Source organism: Segatella hominis (genome assembly GCF_019249725.2).
Taxonomy (GTDB): Bacteria; Bacteroidota; Bacteroidia; order Bacteroidales; family Bacteroidaceae; genus Prevotella.
On sequence record NZ_CP137560.1, the window covers coordinates 42,971 to 66,646 of the forward strand.

The following is a 23,676-nucleotide window of genomic DNA, read 5'->3' on the forward strand; positions in this document are numbered from 1 at the left end:
TATATCTTTGCCCAAAAATTAAAAAATGATATGCAATGAAAGAAGAATGGACTCCCATAGATTTCGGACAGACTGAGGATACCACCAAGAACATCATCAAGGTCATTGGTGTTGGCGGTGGTGGCTGCAATGCTGTCAAGAACATGTACGCTGAGGGTATTGTCAATGTGAGCTTTGCCGTCTGCAACACGGATAGCCAGTCGCTGTCCAAGTCGCCTGTGCCAGTAAAGATTATGCTGGGCAAGAGTGGCTTGGGAGCTGGTGCCAATCCAGAGGTGGGTAGAAGCGAGGCACAGAATACTCAGGAAGACATCAAACGGCTCTTGAATGACGGCACCAAGATGGTTTTCGTCACGGCGGGTATGGGTGGTGGCACTGGAACTGGTGCTGCACCAGTTATCGCGGGTATAGCCAAGGGGATGGGCATTCTAACGGTAGGCATCATCACCATTCCTTTCTACTTTGAAAAAAGGAAAAAAATCGTAAAGGCTCTTCAAGGTGTGGAAGAGATGCGCAAGAACGTGGATGCTTTACTCATCGTCAACAACGAACGTCTTTGTGATGTATATGCAGACTCAGAAATTACCGTAAAGGATGCTTTCAAACTGGCAGACAAGGTATTGAGTGATGCCACTAAAAGTATATCGGAGCTAATTACTGTAGAGGGAACCATCAATCTTGACTTCCGTGACATCGAGACTACCATCAAAAGCGGTGGTGGAGCTATCATGGCCATGGGCAGAGCCAGTGGTGAAAGCAGAGTTCAGAATGCCATCAAGAATGCCTTGGATTCTCCCCTACTCTATGGCAGCGACATCGGCAATGCCCAGCGCATCCTCTTCAATATTTACACTTCCAGCAAGCACCCTATCTTTGTTAGAGAAATGCGAGAGATTGATGCTTTCTTTGATGAACTCAACCCGGATATTAAGGTAATTTGGGGCCTTTCTGACGACGATAGTCTGGATGAAGATGCCAAAGTTACCATCCTGGCAACCGGTCTGAACAATGAGATAGCGGAAGAAGTACCGGAAAACTCCACTATATCCAAGGATGAGGAAGATTACCAAAGAATCATAGACAAACTCTATCATCCAATAAGAGACAGTTTCAAAGCACGAAAAGATAAAACTATTCAGAAAGAAAATATAGATAACAATCATTTGGACAATACTAAGAAAGAGTCTAAAGATGAAGATTTTAAGGCTGAAGCTGTTGAAGAAATGACTAAGGTTTCAATAAAAGACAATTCACACCCAACAAATGTCTCTGAAGAAACTTCTGAAAAACCATCAGAAACAAAGCCAAAACCATTAACTATGAAAGGGAGAATCAAAAATGGTCTTATAAAAATAGCAAAAGACTTGGAAATCATCACATATGATGAAGAAAACTACAAATAGCTTCCCCCCTTCTTAAATGATATATCTGCAGTTATCTCTCTACCTTTAAGGTGTGAGTTAACTGCAGAATCAAAAACATTCCATCAGTCAATGGCTATGCCAATCGTTAAGAAAGAAATATCAGAAATTGCTTCCAAATGATGTTTACTTCCTGCTTTAACCAAGACATACGTATCCTTAGTAAATGGTATTTCCGAACCATCTACCCACAAAGTACCCTCACCAGAAAAACAAAGATAGTGTTCGTCCATTGTAAGATGTACATGATCCTCAACCACCTCCCCAGATAGAAGCTGCGTTTTAGCTATCTGAGTGACTGCTGAAGCGGTTTCATCATTGGCAAGTAATACTTGCTTCAGGCCTATTTGATGAGTCGTGGGAACAGGTACAATTTTCTGTAAATCTTTAATTACATATGCCATTTTTTTTATTCTAAATCAAAGATATTTATAATCAACTGATAATCAGTTAGTTAAAAGTTACATAGACATATATACATATAAACTCATTAATACGTTTACACTATTACACGTTTACGCATTTATTCAAAATCAAAATAAAAGGAGAGTATTAAATACCCTCCCTATTTTTAGAATAATCCTTTTTTCTGTATTGCATTTTTTATCTCAGCCAATTCACTGGCATTTTTCTCAATAAAAGTTCTAAGAGCTGCACACAGAACCGTACGGATAGAAAATCTTGGGTCATAATCCTTCAGGATGGAAAATGAATCTACTAATTCATCATTAAGCCATACAGCTCTTCCTCGCCCCGGTTGACCTGCATAATAATCAACATACTTATTGAAAATGTCCATTTCTGAATCTTTTTCACCTATTTCAATGGATCTTTCAGATAACTTTGTGGACTTCCTATATTTACCATATTGGGACTCCCCTACTTCCACGTCTGGTTGTTTTTTAACAGAAGAAGCAGCAACATGCGCAGAGACAGGCTCTTCTTTAGCAACCTCAGGGGTTTGTACTTGTTGGTCATTCTTATTTTCCTTACCTACGGTCTTTTGACCATGCATATTCTGAACCATGCCCTCCAAATCAGGAGAAAGACCAATCAACTGATCAGCAGGAATCTGTTTATTACGAATCATAAGCTTTACTTGGATTTAGGATAGATAATTTTATTAATTGCTTTAAAAGTTGGCTCAACTGCCTTTTTCTGAGAAGGCAGCAATTGAAGTGTATTGTAACGTTGAATATCTGCCAAGGCACGAATACTCTTAACTATCTTACCAAAACCGGCCAAGAGAGAATCTGTAGCCGACCAGGTAGAAAGTTCAGCCTTAGTTCCAATTCTGGTATCAATTCTGTTTGGAACAAGAATAATCTCTGGATTCATATCCTCATATGTGGCTTGAAGCATATTGATTACCTTCAAAAAAGTGGAAGTAGAACCAATACATCCCTTTTCATATTGATAAGGGGTTACAATGACATCGGCACCAACAAAAATTGGAACCAAACCCTCTTGGGCAATATTACCAGGAGCATCAATCAATACGGTACCAGGAATTTCTTTAGCCTTTTGAATCATTTTAGCCACATCCTTTGGATCCTTAATACTAAATGCCTGAACAGAGTAAGGTATTACATCATCCTCCTCCATCAGATTATTCTCATCAAACTGACGAGTTTGAAAGATGGTCTGCTGCATATCACAATCTATAACACAAAGAGGATAACCCTGCTCATGTAAATAGTTTGCATATAAAATACAAAGAGTAGTTTTACCCACACCACCCTTTTGGTTTGCGAATACTATTATTTTATTTTGATTCTTCATACTTGTATGACATTTTTAATATGGCACAAAGATAAGCATAAAAATCTAAAGAACATCAAAGAAAGCTGAAAATAGATAGATTTTTATACTTATTTAATAAAAACATAGATATATAGACACATTTACAGCATTATATATCGATACATTTATGCGTTTACTTGTTTATACATTTATTTTTAAACGCCATTTTTTAAGCAAAATAGTGTTATTCATCTGTATTTCAACACATTTCACAATCAGAAGAAAACATTCAAATTACAAATATTACACGTTAACGTATTGACGTTTTTACATGTTTATCTAGAGAATTTATTTCAAAAAGCATTGATTTTAAATAGAAATAATAGATACATTAACGTATTTATCCGTATATGTATTTATTTATAAATATATCTATCCGTAAATGTATTTACCCAGATCTTCACAGAACACTCCCCTACCCTAGAATTTAGGAACCACAGATTATACAGCAAAAAGTTATGCATTATCATCGACCACAAAAATAACGAGACCTTTATCCTTACCTGTAATTCGTGATACAGTATACAATAAGCACGTAGAATAGAAAAAACAACAGCTTACAACAACGGATAAAGTAGTTCTAAGAATATAAAGGTATACCATTATCCTCTGGCGCTTATTAGCATACTTATAATTCGGAACTAATCAAAGAAAAAAAATCATTCCGGAAAAAACGACATAATTAAACACAAGACCAGAAGCACAAATCAGGTTAACGCATATAGCTATATACATATTTACATGTTTACTTATCAACATTTTAAGCAATTTACTTCAAAAAAAAACAAATAGACAAAACGCTCAGAAAAAGAAATGATTCTCAAGACAATTTCAGAATTTATACAAAAGAAGATAAATAACACACGTTTACTTATTACTAAATTGACGGATATACATGTTTACACATCCATAAGTTGATACGTATATTAATTAATATATTAACGCTTTGATGACATCGATACATAGACTCGTAAAAAAGTATAGACTTACAGATTAAGGCAGGTGAATTGAGATTGAGATTGATCTACTATAAATTCAAGTTGCTGCAAGAAATCATATAAAAAAAGCACAAACGTATTTACACGTTGATTTATATATACATGGACGTATTTATTTATTAATGTTATAACACGTATACATATTATCATATATACTTAACTAAAACCATTTTTATTGGTAAACTTATTAATGCCTAACATTCTCTTTGAGCGAATCAAAGCAAACTATGAAGCCAACAAAAAAAACGCAAATTTAAGATAAACCCAAAAGTTATATACCAGTTAAACAAAATCACCACAAAAGGTAGTGGGGGAGCATTTACTTATAAACACATTTACACATCTACATATAAATATCACATTAAAAGTAAAACATATATGGATTTATATATTGACGTGTAAATGTGTTAACAATTTAGAGATAAATTCCGATAAATCATTAAGAAACAGACATCTATAAGCAATAGACACATTTATGTATCAACGTGTAAATGTTTAAAAGCCAGAAAAAAGAGATAAAAACCAAGATAATGAGCAAATAAATGAAAAAAAATACAATTGACGTATTTACGTATAAACGTATAGATATATAAATCTATAAACAGATAACTGTTACAGGTCATAGATGAATGACGAAAAAGCAAAAAGAAAGATCACCACTAATAAAAAAAGCAAAAATAACCATCTAAAAGACACAACACATAATTTTTTTGCCTTAAGGGAGACTTTGAAGAAGAATGGTACAAATCCACCTCAAAACAATAAAAAGAGCACAGAACGCAAATAAAAGCACAAGAACAGCATTTTTTTACGTTGATATTACAATTAGAGCAGTAATCTATTCTTTTTAAAAAGCATTTTTATTATCAAACCTAAATTCTAGAATCATTAAAAATAAAATTAAACTCTCAGAAGCTTCATAACAAAAAGCACAATAAAGCATTTATACGCTTACGTATTTACGCACATACGTGTTTACTTGTTTACCTGTTAACTTATTAACGTATAAATACATTAATAAAATAACTCATGAAAATAAACGAAGATTCAAGTAAGCAAAACCTAATACTATGAACAAAAAAGACGAAGTATCATGATAAAATAATGCAGAACATACTAAGTTTCATATGGAGTAGGAGGTAGATCGTCTCATAAAGCCAGATGATACAACCGTAATCAATAAACTTATAGACATATTAACGCGTTTACTTGTTGATACATAAACTTATAAATCATCGGAAGAAAAAAAACAGAATTCAGGATTCCTCAGATCAAAGAACATACATAACAAACAGCAATGAACACATTTACACATTTACTTGTTGACGCTTTAACATATTAACGTATTAATTTAAAAAACATTTTTTCATAAGAAAATGAAATTTTAAGAGGAAAAATGAAAAAATCAAAATAAAAACATAAGTTTTTAATTGCACCTTTTGGATTTACAAAAAAAACATGTATCTTTGTAAGCGATTTAATTTTAAACCTATCTAGCACACGATTCTGTTTGTATAATTGGTCTTAAATGGCTATATACCAGCCTATGAAGCATCTGGCAAGACAGAATCGTATTGACTAGAGAACTTAACAAAAGGAGTAACAATATGCCAGAAAATAAAAAAAATGAAATACAAAATTCAAGCGTGGGAGAGATTTGGATAAATACCCCATTCTCATTCACAAAAATAGACAAGCAATATACCCTTGCTCAACAACACGTTCTATTTTGCGTAAGTTCGCATTTACAGGAATACGTTACAAGATATTTCAATGAAAAGCGAGAAAAAGGAAATTTACGCTCAGACTACATGTTTGAGGTGGACAAAGAACATGTGGCTATGAATGTGCCTAGGATAAGGATCAAATTAAGCGAATTAGGGATAGAATCAAGCCATTACAAAGATGCACGTAAAACATTGAAAGATCTATTGGACTTCAGTGTAAGAATAAAGATTGACGGAAAAGCAGTAATTCAGCACGTCTTTTCAAACATCACTGAGGACATCGTAACCAATGGATACACAAAAGATGGCGTTTCCTATGACAGGTCTAAAGGTGAAGTAGAATTGAAGATTGACCCAGTTGTGGCAAAATACGCATTTGACATGAGCCAGGGTTTTATTCACCATATGGCCTTAATTGCTCGTTATGCTAGCAGACTGAACACGCCAAGAGTTTATCTCTTTCTTCTGCGGCAGATGGGAATCAACAATAAAATGACGATAAAGATACCTTTCATGCAATTAAAGGAATATTTGGGAATGGCTAAAATTGCAGAAGACGGGACTGTAGAAGAAGAACAATACCCAAAATTCTCTCAATTTAAGAAACAGGTACTTGACGCTGTTCAAAAAGATTTTGCAAAATTGAGCAAGGAAGACAAAATTGATATCATATTCACAGATTGTACTCCAGTTTACAAAAGAGGAAAATCTCGGGGAAATCCAGAAGAACTGATATTCAAAATTAAGAGAACTGCACTGGGTAAAGCTCACATCAATGGAAAAACCATGGAAAAGAGGGACTCAACACCATCGAAGAAATCGAAGCAGCCTGAAATGGGTGACTTATTTGCCCATGTTGCTCAATCAGAAGATCAAAAAATTAAAATAGAGCAGGGTGGGGAAGACAAATGGAAAGAATTCCTCTCGATGGTAATAGATCCTGCTCAACAAGCACTTTTAAAAAGAATAGAATTCCTGGGCATGAAGAATCAGAGATTCTGTGTGAGAGCAACAGAGGAAGACTTTGATTTATTAAAGAAACTGGGAGTAGAAAAAGTAGCTCAGCAATATTTCAACTGTGTAGGTTCATACTCACCTACTTTTTATGCAGGTTAAATACGAATATAGCCGTAGATTATACCAGATAATCTATGGCTATATTTTTTATTTTTAAAACCAAAAATCAAAGCAAATATCTACGAATCTGTTTACCTCAAAAATGCTATCTTGTTGATATTCAATATGTTAACTTAATATTTATAGTTTTCAACAAAGCTTTTTGAAAAAAATGTATTTCACATAAAAAATTGCTATACGTCTGATTATCAGTAACTTACTACTCATGTGGTAAACGAATTCGTAGATATCAAAGATTACTTTTCATTATATTCTTGTATAAAACTACGAAACCATGTACCTAAAAATCTATAAATACCTGAGTTCTTGGACTTTAACTATTTAAGAAAAGCCAGCAAAAAAAATAAAAAATATTCATAATATTCATGATTTAAACTCGTAACTATCTGATTTTCTGTTATTTACAAAACATAAAGTACATAGTTTCGTAGATAATAGACCGTGGCAAAATAGTTTCATGCTTGACTAGAAAATAAACAGAAAGCAATTATAATAATCTTTTTAAAAAAAATTCGAATATCTACGAAATCATTTACCATATATATGCTAACTTGTTGTATATCAACTACTTAGAATATTAAATACTTAAAGTAAATTTCTTTTAAAAATTAGAATTAGATAGATTATTAATATTACGGACATTCTAATTGCTTGGTAATCAGATAGTTTGCTCGTTCTTTGTACATGGTTTCGTAGATATAGGTACATAGTTTCGTAGATGTAGGTAAACAGTTTCGTAGTTTTAGGTACATAGTTTCGTAGTTTAAAGTAAACAGTTTCGTAGATGAAGCAATTTTAGTTATAACAAAATTAGAAACTTTCATCATAGAGTAGGGGATTAAGAATGTATTTTCTGTTGTGAGTCTTTTATCGTGGATCCGCACTCAGATGAATCCATTGTCTTTTACCTAATGCGGGCGTTTGGTTACTTAGCTTCAAGACATTATAATCAAGATGGTGCGTATAGCTTGTACTATTTCTGGTCTAGTTTCCAATACCAATTGCATCTGCGGTTGGTTATATGCTCATACCGCCAGTTCAATTCCTTACGGATCAGCCCTCTATGAGGTTAAAAAGGGAGAGCTTATGATACTTCTTCTGGGTGGTAGAATGATAGTCTTTTGGAAGCAGGGTATGGCATTACTCATCGTCATATACATCATTGCACTACACCAAGGCTATACCTATGAAAGCATCATTCCTTAGACATATCTTTACCTTGGTAATTAGTTTCTGTTGTCGGACAAGAAAGAGGTGTATTTGGATTCTTAACAAACTCGATTTTTCTCATTAGAATTATATTGCATCAGGGCAAATAGCTTTTGGTCAATTCCTTTTATGTCATTTTTACCATCCCAAAAAGAAGAAAAAACTACGAAAGTGTTTACTTTAATTGGTTTAAATGGTTGATTATTAGGGTATTAGCGTATATTTTTATTGCAAAAACACATCGTTTTTAGGAGTATTTAAAGTAAACTTGTTGTTTACAACTAATACATAACGTATTGATTTACAGGAATTTAGAGTATTTAAGGTAAACGGATAAGAAATACAAGGTAAAATTCTATAATGAGCATATTTGATATCTACGAAATCATTTACCTGCTTTTTGTATCTGCTTGAAATAGTGTGAGTTACAGAGTAACTAAAAAAAACAATAAAATCTCTATGGTTAAAGTAAAACATAGAAAAAATAGTGTAATGCGTTATATTTCAGATGTTTATAAAAACAAAGTAAATAGTTTCGTATATATATATTGTTTTTATCACGTATTGTTTTAAGGGCTCTTCTTATATTTGCAATCTATGCAAATGATTAGAATGAATACAATAGCCTTTGAACTTAAAGACTCATCCTTTCAATTCTTATCTACGAAACTATTTACCTTAAAATCTATAAGTAATTGATAATCAGACGATTATCTTGTTTCTTTAGTGAATAAAAATTATTTTTAAAGATTTAGATTACATCATTATATATATTTACATTTTGTCTAAGATATTGATATACAGATAGTTATGAGTTTTAAGGTAAACACTTTCGTAGATATAGGTAAATGATTTCGTAGATATAGGTACATAGTTTCGTAGATGTAGGTACATAGTTTCGTAGTTTAAAGTAAACAGTTTCGTAGATAGAGGGCTTTGGTTTGCTATAAGAATTGTTGAGTCTAGAACTAAAGTTTTTCCTATCTTTATATCCTCATCATTTTTTATAGATGCTAATTATCATCTCATGGCTTTTTAACGTGCAAAATTATAATAGTGAAGACAGATACCAAACACCAATTCTTTATAAGTAGAGAATCTTTTTCAGCAGTCTTCCTGAATCATAGATTAAGGTATTCTAAAAATGATTCTCTGCTGATTGTTTGGTTTTCTGTCTTTTGTCCCTAATATATTAAAAGCACGTAAAAAGGCTATGTGATGATGGTTATGCCGGAATGAAAAAAAACTCGGATTTCAGATAAGATAAGTTCTAAAAAGGCTGTGAATCCAAAAATCCAGAATGATATTAATGTTAAACATTTAAATTGAAAAGAACATGAAAGAGAAAATTCAAATCATGATTCCTACGTGGAATATTGAAGCTATGACAGGTTACAGACCATGCACTACATTTTGGCAAGATTTCTCTATTGCTGATGTATTTGGTAAGGAAGCCGTAATGGATACTTTTCAGCGAGCATTTGAAGAGTGGAAAAACAATTATGTTTTCATTACGGAGCTTGTAATGGTTCTCAATCACAAAATTGCTCAGTGGTATGAAAAAAATGTCGAACTAGCTAAACTCTATAACAGATATTATCATGCCGTAGCTTGTTACGCTGAGAACAACCTCAAGGGAGATAAGTTAGAATATTACTATCGGATTACTGATTAAAGGAAAAAAAGGTGTACCATACTCAATATGTGGCACACCTTTTTTCCTTATTTTTAGATTATTCTTTTAAAAAATGACCAGAGTAGCAGGATGACGGTATATCATTTCATTTTGCAGTCCGGTAAAACTGCTAAGCAGCGTTTTCCTTCTACTGTTTTGAGGATGCATCCTATTGTTTTTCTTCCTATGTTGCGTAAGATAGGAACTTTATTGATAGCTATCACTTCCACATAGTGTACTCCCGAATTAGGTACGTCCATTGGCAAGGTACCATCGCCCTGCATTTTGGATTGACCGAATCTTTCTACGTCATCGAAACGTACATAACGATTATTCTTGCCATCTATGAAACCTACACAGACAGAGTCGGCATTGGTGGCGATGGATGCGAATATCAGTTTTTCGTCGGCATTGCGCTTAAACACTCTGCCTCTTTCTCGCTGCAAGAGTTCTTCTACCGATACCTTGCACACCCTTCCGCTTTCGTAAACAAGAATCAGCCATCCTTCTTCTTCATCTTCATGTACAGCTAATTTCAGGCGGTAGTCTTGCCAGTCATCTTCATCGAGTACCTTGTATTCGTCGGTTCCCATTAGGCAGATGACGGCCGTTGATGGTCTCCAACCTTCCTCGTATTCGTGGAGGGCATTGTTGCGTATGCGTGAAGTCTGGATGAAATCAGTTACAGGTGCAGATTCCACAGGTTTTACGATTTCCTTTTCCGGTACAGTTTCTGGTATGAGGGAATCGGTTTTCGTATCCTCTATATGAGGCGCAAGCTCTTGGGCTCTTTGCTGGCGGATGGCAAGGAACTTGTCACGATAGTTGTCGTTTACCTTTCGGGCCGATGTTCCCATGCGTTCAAAATACTCGTTGCCTACTGCTATTGGGGTAGGGCATGGGGCAACATCGATGATGAGCACTGCATTCTTCACGTCTTCATCGAAATGAGTATGGATGTAGTGAGCACCCGTTTGCCCCAGATAATAGACAATCTGATTATTTACATATACCTCATACTTATCGCGAGATCCTTTAAAGAGTTGATTCTTCAGATCCTCCTCCAATCCCATCTCATACCCAATGTCTGATACTCCCAAATACAGGTGTCCACCATCGGCATTGAGGAAAGCACACAATTCCTGCATGATCTTTTTAGTCTGAGCCTGAACATCTACCCGCATGGAATTCTCCGGATAGATGATAGAGGTTTTAAACTCGGTATGGAAATCTTCCTTTCCATAGTTTTTCTTATTGGAGGACGATTTCTGGAGTTTGAGAAGCGCTCTGATTTTATCCAAGATATCAACAGCTTGTGACAATAGTCCCGACTTTTTGACGAAATTATGAGAGAGAACGAGCGAGGCGAGTTGCTGCAGTTGCGGATCTTCATTGCAACAGCTCCACCGGTAAAGTTCTTCATAATGGTCTTCACAGTCGAGACAGCCGATGATGCGCAGTTGCATGAAATCGTGTCGCAGGATGGCATTTCTATCGAAGAGTTCCGGGTCTGTATCAGCGATATGCTGTATTTTGCTTGTATCCACTTTGTCTAATACGGCAAAATCGTTGAGAATCTCCAAGAGGGCCAATCGGCTGTCATAGTAGCTGATCCGCTCTTTGTTTTCCAGGATAATGGCCATCAGCCGGCAGAAATTCAGATAATTGTATGCCTTGAGATTGTCTTCTTCCAGGGTAGCTTTGGCTTCAATGATGCACATTAATTCACTCACATAGACGGGCTCAAGCGGGTGGGATGCTGCCCATTCATCTTTTTCTGCCAGCGGGTTGTATATTTCTTTTTTGCTATACCCCAGCATCAGCTGGTGAAAGGCTTCTGCTGCATTAAATCGGCTTTCAGGAGCCTCACGCACATAGGTGGCGTTCAAATAGCCATTTGTGCCTTTCGAGATATTTTCCACTTCTACGATCATTCCCTTTCTCAATTCCTCTACAGTCATGTCCTGCGCAGGAGAGACAGAAACGGACAGACCTTCACTGCTGATGGCTGGTACTCGCCCGATATCGGCTCCACGATTATTGAGCAGGCAGGTGAGTCTGGAGTTATAGAAAATATCATTCACGCGCACCTCTTCTTCATAATCTTCAATCATTTCGCTCAAGGCAAACACGTATGTTCCATCTGGATTTATGTCTTTTACATAGGCTCTGAGCACGAGTGGCTTGTCGAGATATTGGAAGGATTTAATGCTTACTTCGCCGGGATAGTATGGTACCACATCTTCCAGTACATTCAGAGTGCCTGTGCATTCATATCCCTCCTCAATAACTTGGCATTCGAACATGAGCTGTCCGGCTAATTGCTTAGTTATAATGATGCTTGTTTCGTCGTCTATATCGAGTTTTCTTCTCTTATTACTGCCGGATTTTCGCTTATTGGAAAAGAGTGATTGGTTGATATACATCCATAGTTGCTTGTAGTGCTCGATGGTAGTACCCACTTTTCCTCTCAGGTTTACTGGCGGTTTCTCGTCCAGATGAATGCTGAGTCCGTGCCACAATCCCATTCTTGAAGGGAAAGGCAGATAGAGATTCTCTTTGTTGAGATTCTTCGGTTGTATGGCAATGGTTTGTTCATTGACAGTGAGAATGGTCTGTTCTCCTTCGAACTTAGCGGATTCGAAATTTTCTACCGGTTCATTGTTTTCCTGCGAGCAGAGCATATTGGCGATGATGAATGCATCATCACAATTGAAGGGTAGGGTAGCATCAAATTCTGTTGCCGTGAAAAGTGATCGGAATGCTTTTTGCAGTGTTTTGTTAGGATCGCTCACGTTCATCAGAGATACCAGTCGGTACAGGAGTGCCTGGATGAGTTGAGAATCATATATCTTATGAGTAGAATGGTTACTGAGCATCAGTTCAGTCACCAATACCTGAATCATAGTCTCCTTTGTGGCAGGATCGCTGGTAAGTTTGTCGGTCTGCGCATAAGTAAAATCCACGTAACTTTGTAGCAGTTTGAGCCATTGCATCTGGAATGGTGTACGTGTCCAGAGATATACTTCCTGCTTACGGAGTGTGGAAAGGATTTTGCCTATCTGTTTTTCCATGATAGAGACATCAAGCATGAAAATACACTGCATGATGCAGAATTGCTTTCTTGGTTGGTAGATGTAGGCACAGTCAGCGAGTGTAGAGAGGATATGCTCGATGGTATCTTCTGCTTTTCCTTCCTTAAGAATTTGGATGGCCTGGATATAATAAGACAGCAGCTCGATAACATCTGTAAATCTTTGCTCTAATAATATGCGTTCTGCTTCTTTGCACCGGGGCAGTAGTAAGTTACTCTGCAGGGTACAGAGACAATGATAGCGTATGTTTTGGAGTAAAGCTTGAAGTTGGTTCTGGGAAATATTTTGGGAGATATTTGAAATCCAGCGATGACATTCCACATCGAACATATCAGATGGAGTATCACCCAACATCAGTTTTCTGAAATTCTCTGTATTCCAGCTGGCAATATCTGTTCCTTCTTGTTTTTTATCGTTTTCTGAATTTGTGTCTGATTCATCAGTTCCTTCCTTTTTCTGCGTATCTTCTTGCAGAATTTTCTGGTGGATGGCTTCAAATATTTCCTGCAGATCATTTTCTGAGAGTGAGAATTCTGATTTCTCAGCTCCCAGCACTTCAACGAGTTTTACCTCCATATAGTTTTGTCTGAACTTCATGATCCTGCATCTTACTCTTGGTGTAAGAGCGGCATTGATATTAGTTTCACGGTCCATCATTGCCGTAAAACCATATTGATCTTCCAACTGGTATTTGTCGGTAAGAGTCAGTTTGATTTTAAAATCCACTTCCTCATTTTCATGGTAATAGCTTCTCATGAGGAGGTCGATATTTTGCGAGATAAAGATTTTGCCACTTGACGTTGTCAGCAGCTTGCAGTCAAGGAAATCGGGTAGGGGTAGCCTCCTTTGAAATGCAAGTTGGGCTATCTTATAAATTTTACCTTCCCATTCGATGATAAACTTGTGCTCCTCTTCATCGGAGCGCAAGACTTTTGCTTTGATGTATTTATAATTATCCATTTTATATAATAATTTTAATTCGTTTTCAATTACTGCGCTAAATTACTAAAAAAAATCTGATATGTATTAAAAATGAGCGAAAAAATCATTTTTCTTCTATTGTAATATGTTATATAGTTCCAATGGCGACGGTATGAGTGGACAGAAAAAGGAAGTAGGAGGATAATAAAGATAGTTTTCCTTCTACTTCCTTTCATGTTTATGATTTTACGTATTTCTTGTGTACTTTAGAACGGCAAAGAGCCATCAGATCCGATAGGAGGTGGTGGAACCTGATTTCCTCCATTCATACGTGAACCAATGATTTCCCCACCGCCATCAGCTGCTGCCGGTGATGAAGTTGCTGCCTCAGTAGGATCCTGGAAACGGGTAAACTCGCCACGGAAGTTGAGCAACACGTCACCCGTAGAACCCTTACGGTGCTTGGCGATAATGATCTGTGCCATACCATGAAGGTCGTTTCCCTTTTCATCCTGATAGATGTGATAATACTCCGGGCGGTGTACGAAGAGTACCATATCGGCATCCTGCTCGATGGCTCCAGACTCACGGAGGTCACTCAGCTGTGGGCGTTTTCCTTCAAGTCCCTCACGGTTTTCTACGTTACGGCTCAACTGAGACAAAGCCAAGACAGGAATATCCAGTTCTTTGGCAAGTCCCTTGAGAGAACGGGAAATGGTAGAGACCTCCTCCTGGCGGCTGCCGAATTTCATACCGTTGGCATTCATCAGCTGCAGGTAGTCGATCATGATAATCTTGACACCTTTTTCGCGCACCAGTCGGCGGGCCTTGGTTCTCAATTCAAACACAGAGAGGCCCGGTGTATCGTCCACATAGATAGGAGCATCGGTCAATCTGCCGATTCTCTTGTCCAGTCGTTCCCAGTCAGAAGGGTCCAGCTGACCATTCAGAATCTTACGTCCAGAGACCTCACATACATTACTGATAAGACGGTTGACCAGCTGGACGTTGTTCATTTCAAGAGAGAAGAAGCCGATAGGAACCCCATAGTCTACAGCCACATTCTTGGCAATACTTAGTGCAAAGGAAGTTTTACCCATGGCAGGACGTCCTGCGATAATCACCAGATCGGAAGCCTGCCATCCGGAAGTGATCTCATCCATTCCAACATAACCGGTAGGAATACCGGTAAGACCACCCTTGTTGCTGGCAGCTCGCTGCAGAATTTCCACAGCATTCTTTACCACAGGAGCCACCTGCGTAAAGTCTTGCTTCATGTTGTTCTGAGAAATCTGGAACAAGGATCCTTCCGCCTGCTGCATCAGTTCATCCACATCCACACTGCTGTCATAGGCTTTCGTTTCTATGTCACCAGCAAAATGAATCAGCTGTCGCTGCATATATTTCTCCGCCAGGATACGGGCATGAGATTCCACATGGGCAGCAGAAGCCACCTGTGAAGAAATCTCCATCAGATAGTCCACACCACCCACTTTGTCAATTTCGCCCATCTTGGAGAGTTCATCATTCAGCGTCATAATATCCACAGGACGTTCGTCCATGTTCATATTACGGATAGCCTCGTATATCTTCTGATGGCGAGGTTCGTAGAAAGTTTCGGGTTTGAGCAGCTCCGATACCACAGAAAAGGCATCAGAGTCAACCATCAAAGCACCGAGCACCACCCTCTCGATTTCTACAGCCTGCGGCTGAACATGTGCGAAATTAGGATCAATCGGGGAAGCTCCTTTTTTTCCATTATTTCTTTGTCTATTATCTGTCATAATGACTTCGCTTTCTTATTTACTCTTTGTTTATTACTTTAATAAGCAAGTGCAAAGTTACTAAAAGTTTTTGTATTGTAGGAAGTGTTTTCTTACTTTAACCAAACAGCCAATCGCACAGTTTATTCATTGAAGATTTACTTTTTATTCTTTCGTAGTCAGTCAGATCTATAGTAGGCGTAATATGGAAATCATTGCTCTCATTAAGTTTGTCAGCCATATCCATGAAAATCTTATCATGGTTGGCTGTATTTAAATGATAGACTGCTGACAAGTAGTAATGAAGCATTTCATGTATCAAGATACTGAGCAGCTGATACATGGTGTATCTGTATCTCCCGCTGATTTCTATGACAATGGAATTGTCATTCTGCCCTATATACTCATATCTGAAGTTACCAATTATTGTCTTGGAGTTGTTGATTATGAATGTTGGAGTCTCAAGTGAGAAATCAAACAATTGCATATTGTATAGATTGAAGAGATTCTCCAATATATTTGCATTAGGCGTTATTCTTTCTTCCATATTTTTTTAGAAAATTGCAATAAAGTCAACCAGCAGCTTCCAAAGTATGCTGCACAGTTCGAAAAAGTCTTCATTACTTACTCCTAAAATAGGTACGAAGAATATATACGCACCAATAAACATGCTGATTGGAGTTACAATTATCATTGCAAGTATATTCAACGGTGTCATCTCCCATTCTCCGTATGAACCGTCTGACATTGGAAAAAATGTTCTCATCTGTTCTTCTATTTTTTGGTTTCTAAAACAGTTTTCCTTTCATAGCAGCTTTTAAAAGCTCTGCCCCTGATAGCTCTTCATCATTGTCAGCTTCCAGTTGGTCAATGTTCACTTTATATTGCTGAGGATAGCGTTTGAATTCCTCGGCCATACGCATGATTCCCTGATAGCAGCAGTAAGCAGGTGTATTGGACCATTTAGCAGACATGGATGGTACTGCAGGATCAAACTTTTCATCTATTACTGTAATGCCGAACATCTCTTTAATGACCTCTTTAGTGAGATTGATGAAGTAGGGGATACGTATCACCTTGAACCCTTCGCCTTCATAGATGGCCTGGTTCTTACGGTCTTTTCTGATGTTCGCTGGATTTGTATAGTGCTGGAGTCCGTCAAACTCTATGATGATCTTTTCTTCTTCACATAGGTAGTCCGGACGGATTCGGTAGCTCTTTCCGCTGCGTTTTCCGAATGGTTTATCGTGAATCCAGGTTTTACCGGGATACAGGGTAGGTAAATATTCATCCAGTCCAATGAAATTGCATTCCGGATTCTTCTTTGCGGCATTTTCTGCCATCTCTCTGGTTTCTCTGATGTATGTACCTTTCGGATTTTTTTGAAGTTTATCATTCATAACTGAAGTTTCGCAAGTGAATAAATATCAACTTGCTTGTTTATAAATATACATATTACGTAGCGTATGGGCAACAGGATTACTTTCGATGAAATCTGCCAGCAACTCTGTAGCATCTATAGAGTAACGCTCTGCTGCTTCCAGAACGAAGTCCAAAATGATAGCCCATATCTTGTCCGTTACGGACAACTCGAGAGTGTCATTGGTAACCTCTGTAAAGAGACCACCGATGGTTTCATACGCTTCAAATCTCTTCACTGTACACAAGATGTTATACTGCATCATTGTCAAAGTGAAGCTAGCAATTTGAGCGGCAAAATGTACAGACTGGCATTTACCAAAGTTCAGCAAGGTCTTGCAATCCTTGTATGCAACTTCGGTAGCCCATCGTCTGGCATAAATACGATACGCTTCAAGGAAGCTAAGAGAAAGGTCTGTGGTCAACAACCCATTCCAGTTTCCCTTGCGTCCTCGTTTGCAAAAGAACAAACGGACTGGCACACCATCCAACTTAACGTCCATTGTACAATAGGTACAGCGAAGTATTTTGTTGTGTTTGCATGCCTTCTCCTTTTGCAGGTGCTTGATGATTTGCTTGGCATTCATCTTGCCATGCTTCGTTGCATAGTTGGTTTTGCCCAGTTTAATCATGCCCAACAGGTGACACTTGATATGTCTGCTGGAAATGAAACGCACAAGCTTAGTGTTTGTAAACCAGCTATCTACGAGCAAGTAATCAAAGCGAACACCTCGCTTGATGGCATACTTGACCATATCTATGGCCTTGTCTGTCTTCTTCATCAGATATTCATCCACACGATCTTTTACCGCTTGCCCTTCGTGGTCCTCGGTATAGCGAGCTTTGCGTTGCTTAGCAGTAAGTCCCTGAACCTTTTGCTTGTCCTTTCCCTCCTCACCATGAAGAGAAAAATCGAGAAAGAGCTGGCTAACGCCATCGGACAACATCATGGTCAGACACTTATAACCAAGGATGCTCTTTTGATGAACATGAGACCAGATTCTTCCTATGAGTTCGGTCGTCATACCAGTCTTAGGTGCATCAGTATCATCAATAATCAAACAAACCGGCTTGTCATGATGAACAGTTGTGCTGCTTGATATCTTCTTTATCAGCTGAAGATTCATTGCATATAGTAACTTGCGCCACTTGACGTTGCCATCATTCATAAAACGATAGAACATGTCTTTATCACAATTGAACAATTTACTCAAGGACGAGTTGGAGTATCGACTCGCATTCTTGACTACGAAGAACGGGAAGAGCATGAGGAGGTTGAGTACCTGCAAAGTGGTGAACTTGCAGTTCTCTTTCTTCTCTACTCCAATCTGGCTGGAGCGTATATTTATATGTTCCATCACACCCATAATGCACTTAATTGCACGATTATCGTCATTTTTTGCGAAAAAGCTTCGCAGATCTGAAATAATTTTTGTATATTTGCTCACGGCTTTGAAGTTTTATCTTTATTGTTTAGCGATTATAAAGATACTCATTTTCTGTGAGTTATACAAACTTCAGAGCCTTTTTTATTCCAAAATTACGTTAAATCACGCTTGTGAATTTTCACTTGCGAAACTTTAGTAAAATATGAACTAAAACATTTTAGTATGAAGCATTTATTGACATCTTTGCTGCTTTTCTTTGCAGTTGGCATTTGTTCTGCACAGTCTGAGCACATGAAATTCAAAGGGATACCAATGGAAGGTTCCCTGAATAGTTTCGTTGATAAACTCAAAAGTAAAGGGTATACTTATCTAGGACAACAAGAAGGTATTGCTCTTCTTCAAGGTGAGTTCGCTGCTACCAAAAATTGTATCATAAGTGTCGTTCGTTTTTCAGATAAGGATCAAGTAAATATGGTAGTTGTATTATTGCCTGGTCAGAAATCATGGTCTAGTATTATAAGTGATTATAATACGTTTAAGAATCTCCTTACTGAGAAGTATGGAATACCAAACGTAACAGAAAGCTTTTCAAACCAAGAACCTACTTCAGACTTTTTGAAGTTCTATGCACTATTAAATGATGAATGCCATTATCTTTCTGAGTTTACGACAGAAAATGGTAGAATACAGCTGACAATGGGCAAGAAAGATTATGATGAAGCTTCTATAATCTTAAAATACATTGATAATGCGAATGTTTCTGAGACTCGCAAGAAAATAATGGATGATCTTTAAAATCTGTATATTTTCAAAGTTGGGAACTATAAAGTATAAAAAACTATTATCATGAGTAGTAATAAAATAAATTTAGGTGAATACATTAGAAATCGCACCATAGAGATTCCATGTTATCAACGTGGATATATTTGGGGTAAGAAACATGATGGTAGCAGGGATTCTGTTACTTATATGCTTGACACTCTTAAAAAAGGTTTTGATAACAATAAAAAAGATATTTTTGTTCAAGGAATAACCATAGGAAATTCCCTTGATAGCCCTGTGTATAATGTCATTGATGGACAGCAAAGAAGTACATTCTTTTATCTGTTACTTAAAACTTTAGGTGATAGTGCTTTTAACATTAAATATGAAAGTACTAGAGGTGCAGAATTAGAGGTTAGTGAGTCACCTCAAAAATGGCTCGATGAATTTTCCGCAGATACTAATTGTGATGAAAATCAGAAGGAACCAACTCAAGATGTGTTTTTTTTCAAGAAGACGGTTAGATTAATAAAAAGTCATGAACTTTTTAATGACAAGCATCATGATGTTATAGAGTATTTGTATGACCATATTTTCTTCTTAATAATTCCTATTCAAGAAAAATTGGCTGTATCTACATTTACTATGATGAATGGTAATAAGGCAAATATGGCTGATTATGAATTAATTAAAGCTGATTTGCTCCGTCGTGCTTCATTGGGTACTGGTGGTTATACAAATAAGATGGCAAGTGAATGGGACAATATTTCTTTACGAAGCCGTTACGCCCATGAATGGGATAGATGGCTTCATTGGTGGAATCAGAAAGAAGTACAGCAAATGTATAACTGCAGTAATCCAATGGGTTGGCTGTTGAAAACTGTCTTTGATGTTAAAAATGAGTCTGACAATCTCTTCCGTGCTTATGAAAACTATCTTGATTCAACTAAAAATGTAGCCAAAGCTGCCAAAAACTTGTTCGGACAGTTACGAGATTGCCAACATCGTTTCGAAATAGCTTATACAGATGCTGTTCAATATAATCAATTTGGAATCATCATGCGCTTTATAGATCGACCTGAAGATAAGATAAAGTTTATAAAGAATCAGTTTGCTTCATCGACAGTGCCTGATGTTGAAGTTAAAGACTTGCATACGTTATATAATTTGCTTTTGCTTGGATTTACATATACTATGATTTCTAAGAATGATTTAGACCAGGATTATGTTGGTAAATATTTAAAGGCAATTACTGATGGCAACCTTTATCATACAGGAAGCGAGTTGGCCTACCGTTATCTGTTAGTTCGTAATGTTGAAAGGGATTCGGAATTAGATAGAAAATTCGATTTTTCTATTTGGAGTAACCGTTCTCTGGAACATGTATATCCCAAATCCAAGGTTTTACATGTTGAGAATAATGAAATTCTAGGTGGTGATGGTAAATTGCATCCTGAGTTTGAGGGACTTAAAATAACAAAAAAGGGAGAATTTATTCAAACTTCAAGTATTGAGAAATCTTATCAGATGGACACATTTATATCAAGGGCTTCTATAGAAAATGCTTGGAATACTTATCAAGCTGAATTTGGTCAATATGAAAATGTACAAGTAGATAGCATATCAGAACATAGCTTAGGAAATTTGTTGCTCCTTTATAAAAACAACAATTCTTCTTTTGGTAATAAGATGCCAGAAGATAAAAGAAAGAGTTATTTTGAATTGAATAAGGATGATATGTTTGCCAGTCGTCATCTTTTACATACAGTATTCTCATTTGGTCGCTTTGAGAAATTTGACCAAAATGCAATCTGCGAAAATCAGAAGGATGCTATTTTAGATATAGCCAAGCGAATACATGAAGTTGAACCTTTATTAAATTAAACAAAAATGAATGACATTAATGAAAAGATTGGATATAAACTCCAATCCAGCCATTTATACAATATGGAAGGGTTGTTTGTAAATTCAGACAATGCCAAAATAGTCATACCCGATTTGCAAAGAGAATATTGTTGGGGTACCGTTGGAAGTTTAGTTTCAGACTTTGTTTCAAATTTAATTACGCATTTCACTAATAATAAGTCCGAAGAACTTATTATGGGACTCATTTATGGATATTACGAAAAAGAGCGTCCATACTTACAATTATGTGATGGTCAACAGCGTTTGACTACACTATATTTGCTAATGGGCATGCTCAATCTATATTCATTAAAAAATGAATTTAAAGATTATCTTATTTCTGATTTTGAGTTAAAAGACGATGATAAGGAACCTACTTTGTTGTATGCAATAAGAGATTCCTCATTATATTTTTTGTCAGATTTAGTATGCCATTTTTTTATTGATTCAGATTTTGTTAGCAATGAATCTCCATCAGATTATATTATGAGTAGACCATGGTGGTTTGTAGAATATAATGAAGACCCAACTATAAAAAGCATGTTAGCTGCATTAAATACAATACAGACTTTGATAAAAGAAAACTTTTCTGACGATATAAATAAGATAAGTCTTTTTGGTCATTATGTTGCTAGCCAGCTTCTTTTTATCTATTATGATATGGGAGGCCGTGAAGAAGGAGAGGAAACTTTCGTGATCATCAACACTACAGGTGAGCCATTGTCCTCAACTGAGAACTTAAAACCTCTTGTTGTGACAAATGGAACAGAGAATGAAAAAGTTTGGAAGAAGAATAGTGCAATTTGGGAAAAAATTGACAACTATTTTTGGCAATATGAAAACCGAGCAGAAAATTCTGACACATCAGATGCCGGAATGTACGAGTTTTTGAGGATTGTTGCAGCTCTATACAATCCCATGGATGCTATGCTTGAATATTTATCTGAGGATAAGTATTTTTTCCCATACAAAGATATTACTGTGGATATGATAGATTCTGTTTTTTCAGTATATAAGTCTATTGCTGATAATCCTGCATTGAAGGAAAATTGTGACCTTTTGAATCTCTCAGATAAAGCAATTGTGGGGAAAAAGAAGACTTTGAAGGATTATTTTGTTGTTTTACCAGTTTTGGCCTTTATGCTTCATGCGAAAAATCCTTCAGATTTAGATATAGAGAGAGTATATAGACTATTTGAAAATATGACTCGTTATACAGATATAAATAGTAAATCAAATCAAATTGCAGATGCAATATTGTTGATGGAATATTTCAAGAATATTGCCAATTGTGATGTTTGTACATTACTTGATGATACAAGCATTCATGCAAAGAAGATTCTTTCTCCTGAAGAGAGGATGCGTTTAGCTATTTATCGAAAAAATCCGAATTGTCGCCAACAAATAGAATCAATATTTAACAACCTATCAAGTAGATATTCTAATCTTCTGAAAGGGCGTGTCTCAAATCTTGTAAAATGGTCAGGGGCGCTTTGTTCTGATAATTTCTTTAGCATTCATGATTTCAAAGTAATCACAGAGAAGTTCGAGAAGATTTTCTTTAATTATAACCAAACTGTATCAGATTTAACGGCCATTTCATATGCTTGCTTTGCAAATATGAAAGATTATCCTGTTAGCACAAACAGTACAAACTATTCGTTCTTGTATCATTTGACCGATTGGAATGAACGTCTTTTCTCAGAGAAAAGCAATCTATCACAATTGGCATCAAATTTTGGTGAGTATTTGAATTCTCTTTCCGAGAATAATATTCATGAATCCCAAATCATGATGATTACAAATTGGTTAAATCAAACTTCTAATGCTTCTAGTGATTTATATTTCTTTATAAAATATTTTGAGAGCATGAACTTCTTTAATGATAATCAGGGAAATATTAAATTTAATGATGGTTTTTGGGGAAGACAGCTTTGCATAAAAGATCCGAGATTCTGTCAAATTATTTATAGTTCTTATAATAATTATAGGGATATATACTTGTATGGCAATGATTGGATTGTGAGTGGTGAAAAAGCTTCAAATTGGAAAATCATTAACTGTTACAATGAAAATTCGTATGTGTGCCTCTTCACAGATCATAAAAAATATGATATAGCCATTGATTTAACTCTAAGTGATGATGCAAGAAATGGTCAAATTTATTTGTTTAAACGTGGTGATATTAATCGTAAACATTTTGATTTAAGTAAGATTTTTGAATTACCAATGTTTAAGGGCTCAACATCCGAGGATAATGGTCGGAAAACTGTTTTGATGCCAACAACCGAGGTCTTAGCTAATTTCTCTAAGATAAAAGATGAGATAGACAATGGCTTATCTTGTAAAATTAGTTAATAGAATAATGTTACATACATCCATCAACCTGCTGGTTTCAATTAACATCAAATGTAATGAAGAATATGTTTTTCAAATGTTCTTAGATGTGAGGG

Annotated in this window: 16 protein-coding genes; 7 read left to right on the forward strand and 9 right to left on the reverse strand. The window is 36.4% G+C overall.

Features of this window, described 5'->3' with window-relative positions; translation table 11 throughout:
- Positions 1-35 precede the first annotated feature (35 nt).
- Entirely contained in the window at positions 36-1,403 is a 1,368-nt protein-coding gene (gene ftsZ / locus KUA50_RS15645; protein ID WP_218457839.1) for a cell division protein FtsZ, read from the forward strand.
- Positions 1,404-1,486: 83 nt separating this feature from the next.
- Here the strand turns inward: ftsZ and KUA50_RS15650 are convergent, their stop codons facing one another.
- The 3 genes from KUA50_RS15650 to KUA50_RS15660 all read right to left on the reverse strand — a co-directional run bounded on the left by KUA50_RS15650 (position 1,487) and on the right by KUA50_RS15660 (position 3,203).
- Positions 1,487-1,825: a cupin domain-containing protein gene (locus KUA50_RS15650; RefSeq protein ID WP_218457838.1), complete on the reverse strand. Its 339-nt coding sequence runs from the start codon at positions 1,823-1,825 to the stop codon at positions 1,487-1,489.
- A 167-nt stretch (positions 1,826-1,992) separates the two neighbouring features.
- Positions 1,993-2,511 (reverse strand): hypothetical protein, encoded by a 519-nt coding sequence (locus KUA50_RS15655; RefSeq protein ID WP_218457837.1) that lies wholly within the window; start codon positions 2,509-2,511, stop codon positions 1,993-1,995.
- Between the two features lie 5 nt (positions 2,512-2,516).
- Entirely contained in the window at positions 2,517-3,203 is a 687-nt protein-coding gene (locus tag KUA50_RS15660) for a ParA family protein (protein ID WP_218457836.1), read from the reverse strand.
- Between the two features lie 2,626 nt (positions 3,204-5,829).
- Between KUA50_RS15660 and KUA50_RS15665 the strand changes: the two genes are divergently transcribed.
- From KUA50_RS15665 to KUA50_RS15675, 3 genes are all read left to right on the forward strand, one after another.
- Positions 5,830-7,065 carry a RepB family plasmid replication initiator protein gene (locus tag KUA50_RS15665; protein WP_218457835.1) on the forward strand — a complete coding sequence of 412 codons (1,236 nt, stop codon included), beginning with the start codon at positions 5,830-5,832 and terminating at the stop codon, positions 7,063-7,065.
- A 975-nt stretch (positions 7,066-8,040) separates the two neighbouring features.
- The gene (locus KUA50_RS15670; RefSeq protein WP_218457834.1) at positions 8,041-8,292 is read left to right on the forward strand and encodes a hypothetical protein; all 252 of its coding nucleotides are present in this window, start codon (positions 8,041-8,043) and stop codon (positions 8,290-8,292) included.
- A gap of 1,339 nt (positions 8,293-9,631) precedes the next feature.
- Positions 9,632-9,970 (forward strand): hypothetical protein, encoded by a 339-nt coding sequence (locus tag KUA50_RS15675; protein WP_218457833.1) that lies wholly within the window; start codon positions 9,632-9,634, stop codon positions 9,968-9,970.
- Positions 9,971-10,071: 101 nt separating this feature from the next.
- Here KUA50_RS15675 and KUA50_RS15680 read toward each other — a convergent pair whose 3' ends face one another.
- The 6 genes from KUA50_RS15680 to KUA50_RS15705 all read right to left on the reverse strand — a co-directional run bounded on the left by KUA50_RS15680 (position 10,072) and on the right by KUA50_RS15705 (position 18,616).
- On the reverse strand, positions 10,072-14,025 hold the full coding sequence (locus tag KUA50_RS15680; protein ID WP_218457832.1) for a helix-turn-helix domain-containing protein: 3,954 nt from the start codon (positions 14,023-14,025) through the stop codon (positions 10,072-10,074).
- Positions 14,026-14,252: 227 nt separating this feature from the next.
- Positions 14,253-15,770: a replicative DNA helicase gene (gene dnaB, locus KUA50_RS15685; protein ID WP_218457831.1), complete on the reverse strand. Its 1,518-nt coding sequence runs from the start codon at positions 15,768-15,770 to the stop codon at positions 14,253-14,255.
- A 97-nt stretch (positions 15,771-15,867) separates the two neighbouring features.
- Positions 15,868-16,296, reverse strand: coding sequence for a SprT-like domain-containing protein (locus KUA50_RS15690; protein WP_218457830.1), 429 nt, complete (start codon positions 16,294-16,296; stop codon positions 15,868-15,870).
- A 6-nt stretch (positions 16,297-16,302) separates the two neighbouring features.
- Complete coding sequence (locus KUA50_RS15695) at positions 16,303-16,515, reverse strand: hypothetical protein (RefSeq protein ID WP_218457829.1); 213 nt, start codon at positions 16,513-16,515, stop codon at positions 16,303-16,305.
- 22 nt (positions 16,516-16,537) lie between these two features.
- A complete protein-coding gene (locus KUA50_RS15700) occupies positions 16,538-17,149 on the reverse strand; it encodes a DUF559 domain-containing protein (RefSeq protein WP_256624346.1) in 612 nt (203 codons plus the stop codon).
- A 27-nt stretch (positions 17,150-17,176) separates the two neighbouring features.
- On the reverse strand, positions 17,177-18,616 hold the full coding sequence (locus tag KUA50_RS15705; protein ID WP_413777421.1) for a transposase: 1,440 nt from the start codon (positions 18,614-18,616) through the stop codon (positions 17,177-17,179).
- Between the two features lie 162 nt (positions 18,617-18,778).
- Here KUA50_RS15705 and KUA50_RS15710 point away from each other — a divergent pair, with 162 nt between their 5' ends.
- Genes KUA50_RS15710 through KUA50_RS15720 form a run of 3 tightly spaced genes read left to right on the forward strand, consistent with a single transcriptional unit; the run spans position 18,779 to position 23,581 of the window.
- A complete protein-coding gene (locus KUA50_RS15710; protein WP_218458069.1) occupies positions 18,779-19,351 on the forward strand; it encodes a hypothetical protein in 573 nt (190 codons plus the stop codon).
- Between the two features lie 51 nt (positions 19,352-19,402).
- The gene (locus KUA50_RS15715; RefSeq protein WP_218458071.1) at positions 19,403-21,202 is read left to right on the forward strand and encodes a DUF262 domain-containing protein; all 1,800 of its coding nucleotides are present in this window, start codon (positions 19,403-19,405) and stop codon (positions 21,200-21,202) included.
- Between the two features lie 6 nt (positions 21,203-21,208).
- A complete protein-coding gene (locus KUA50_RS15720) occupies positions 21,209-23,581 on the forward strand; it encodes a DUF262 domain-containing protein (protein WP_218458072.1) in 2,373 nt (790 codons plus the stop codon).
- The last annotated feature ends 95 nt before the right edge of the window (positions 23,582-23,676 follow it).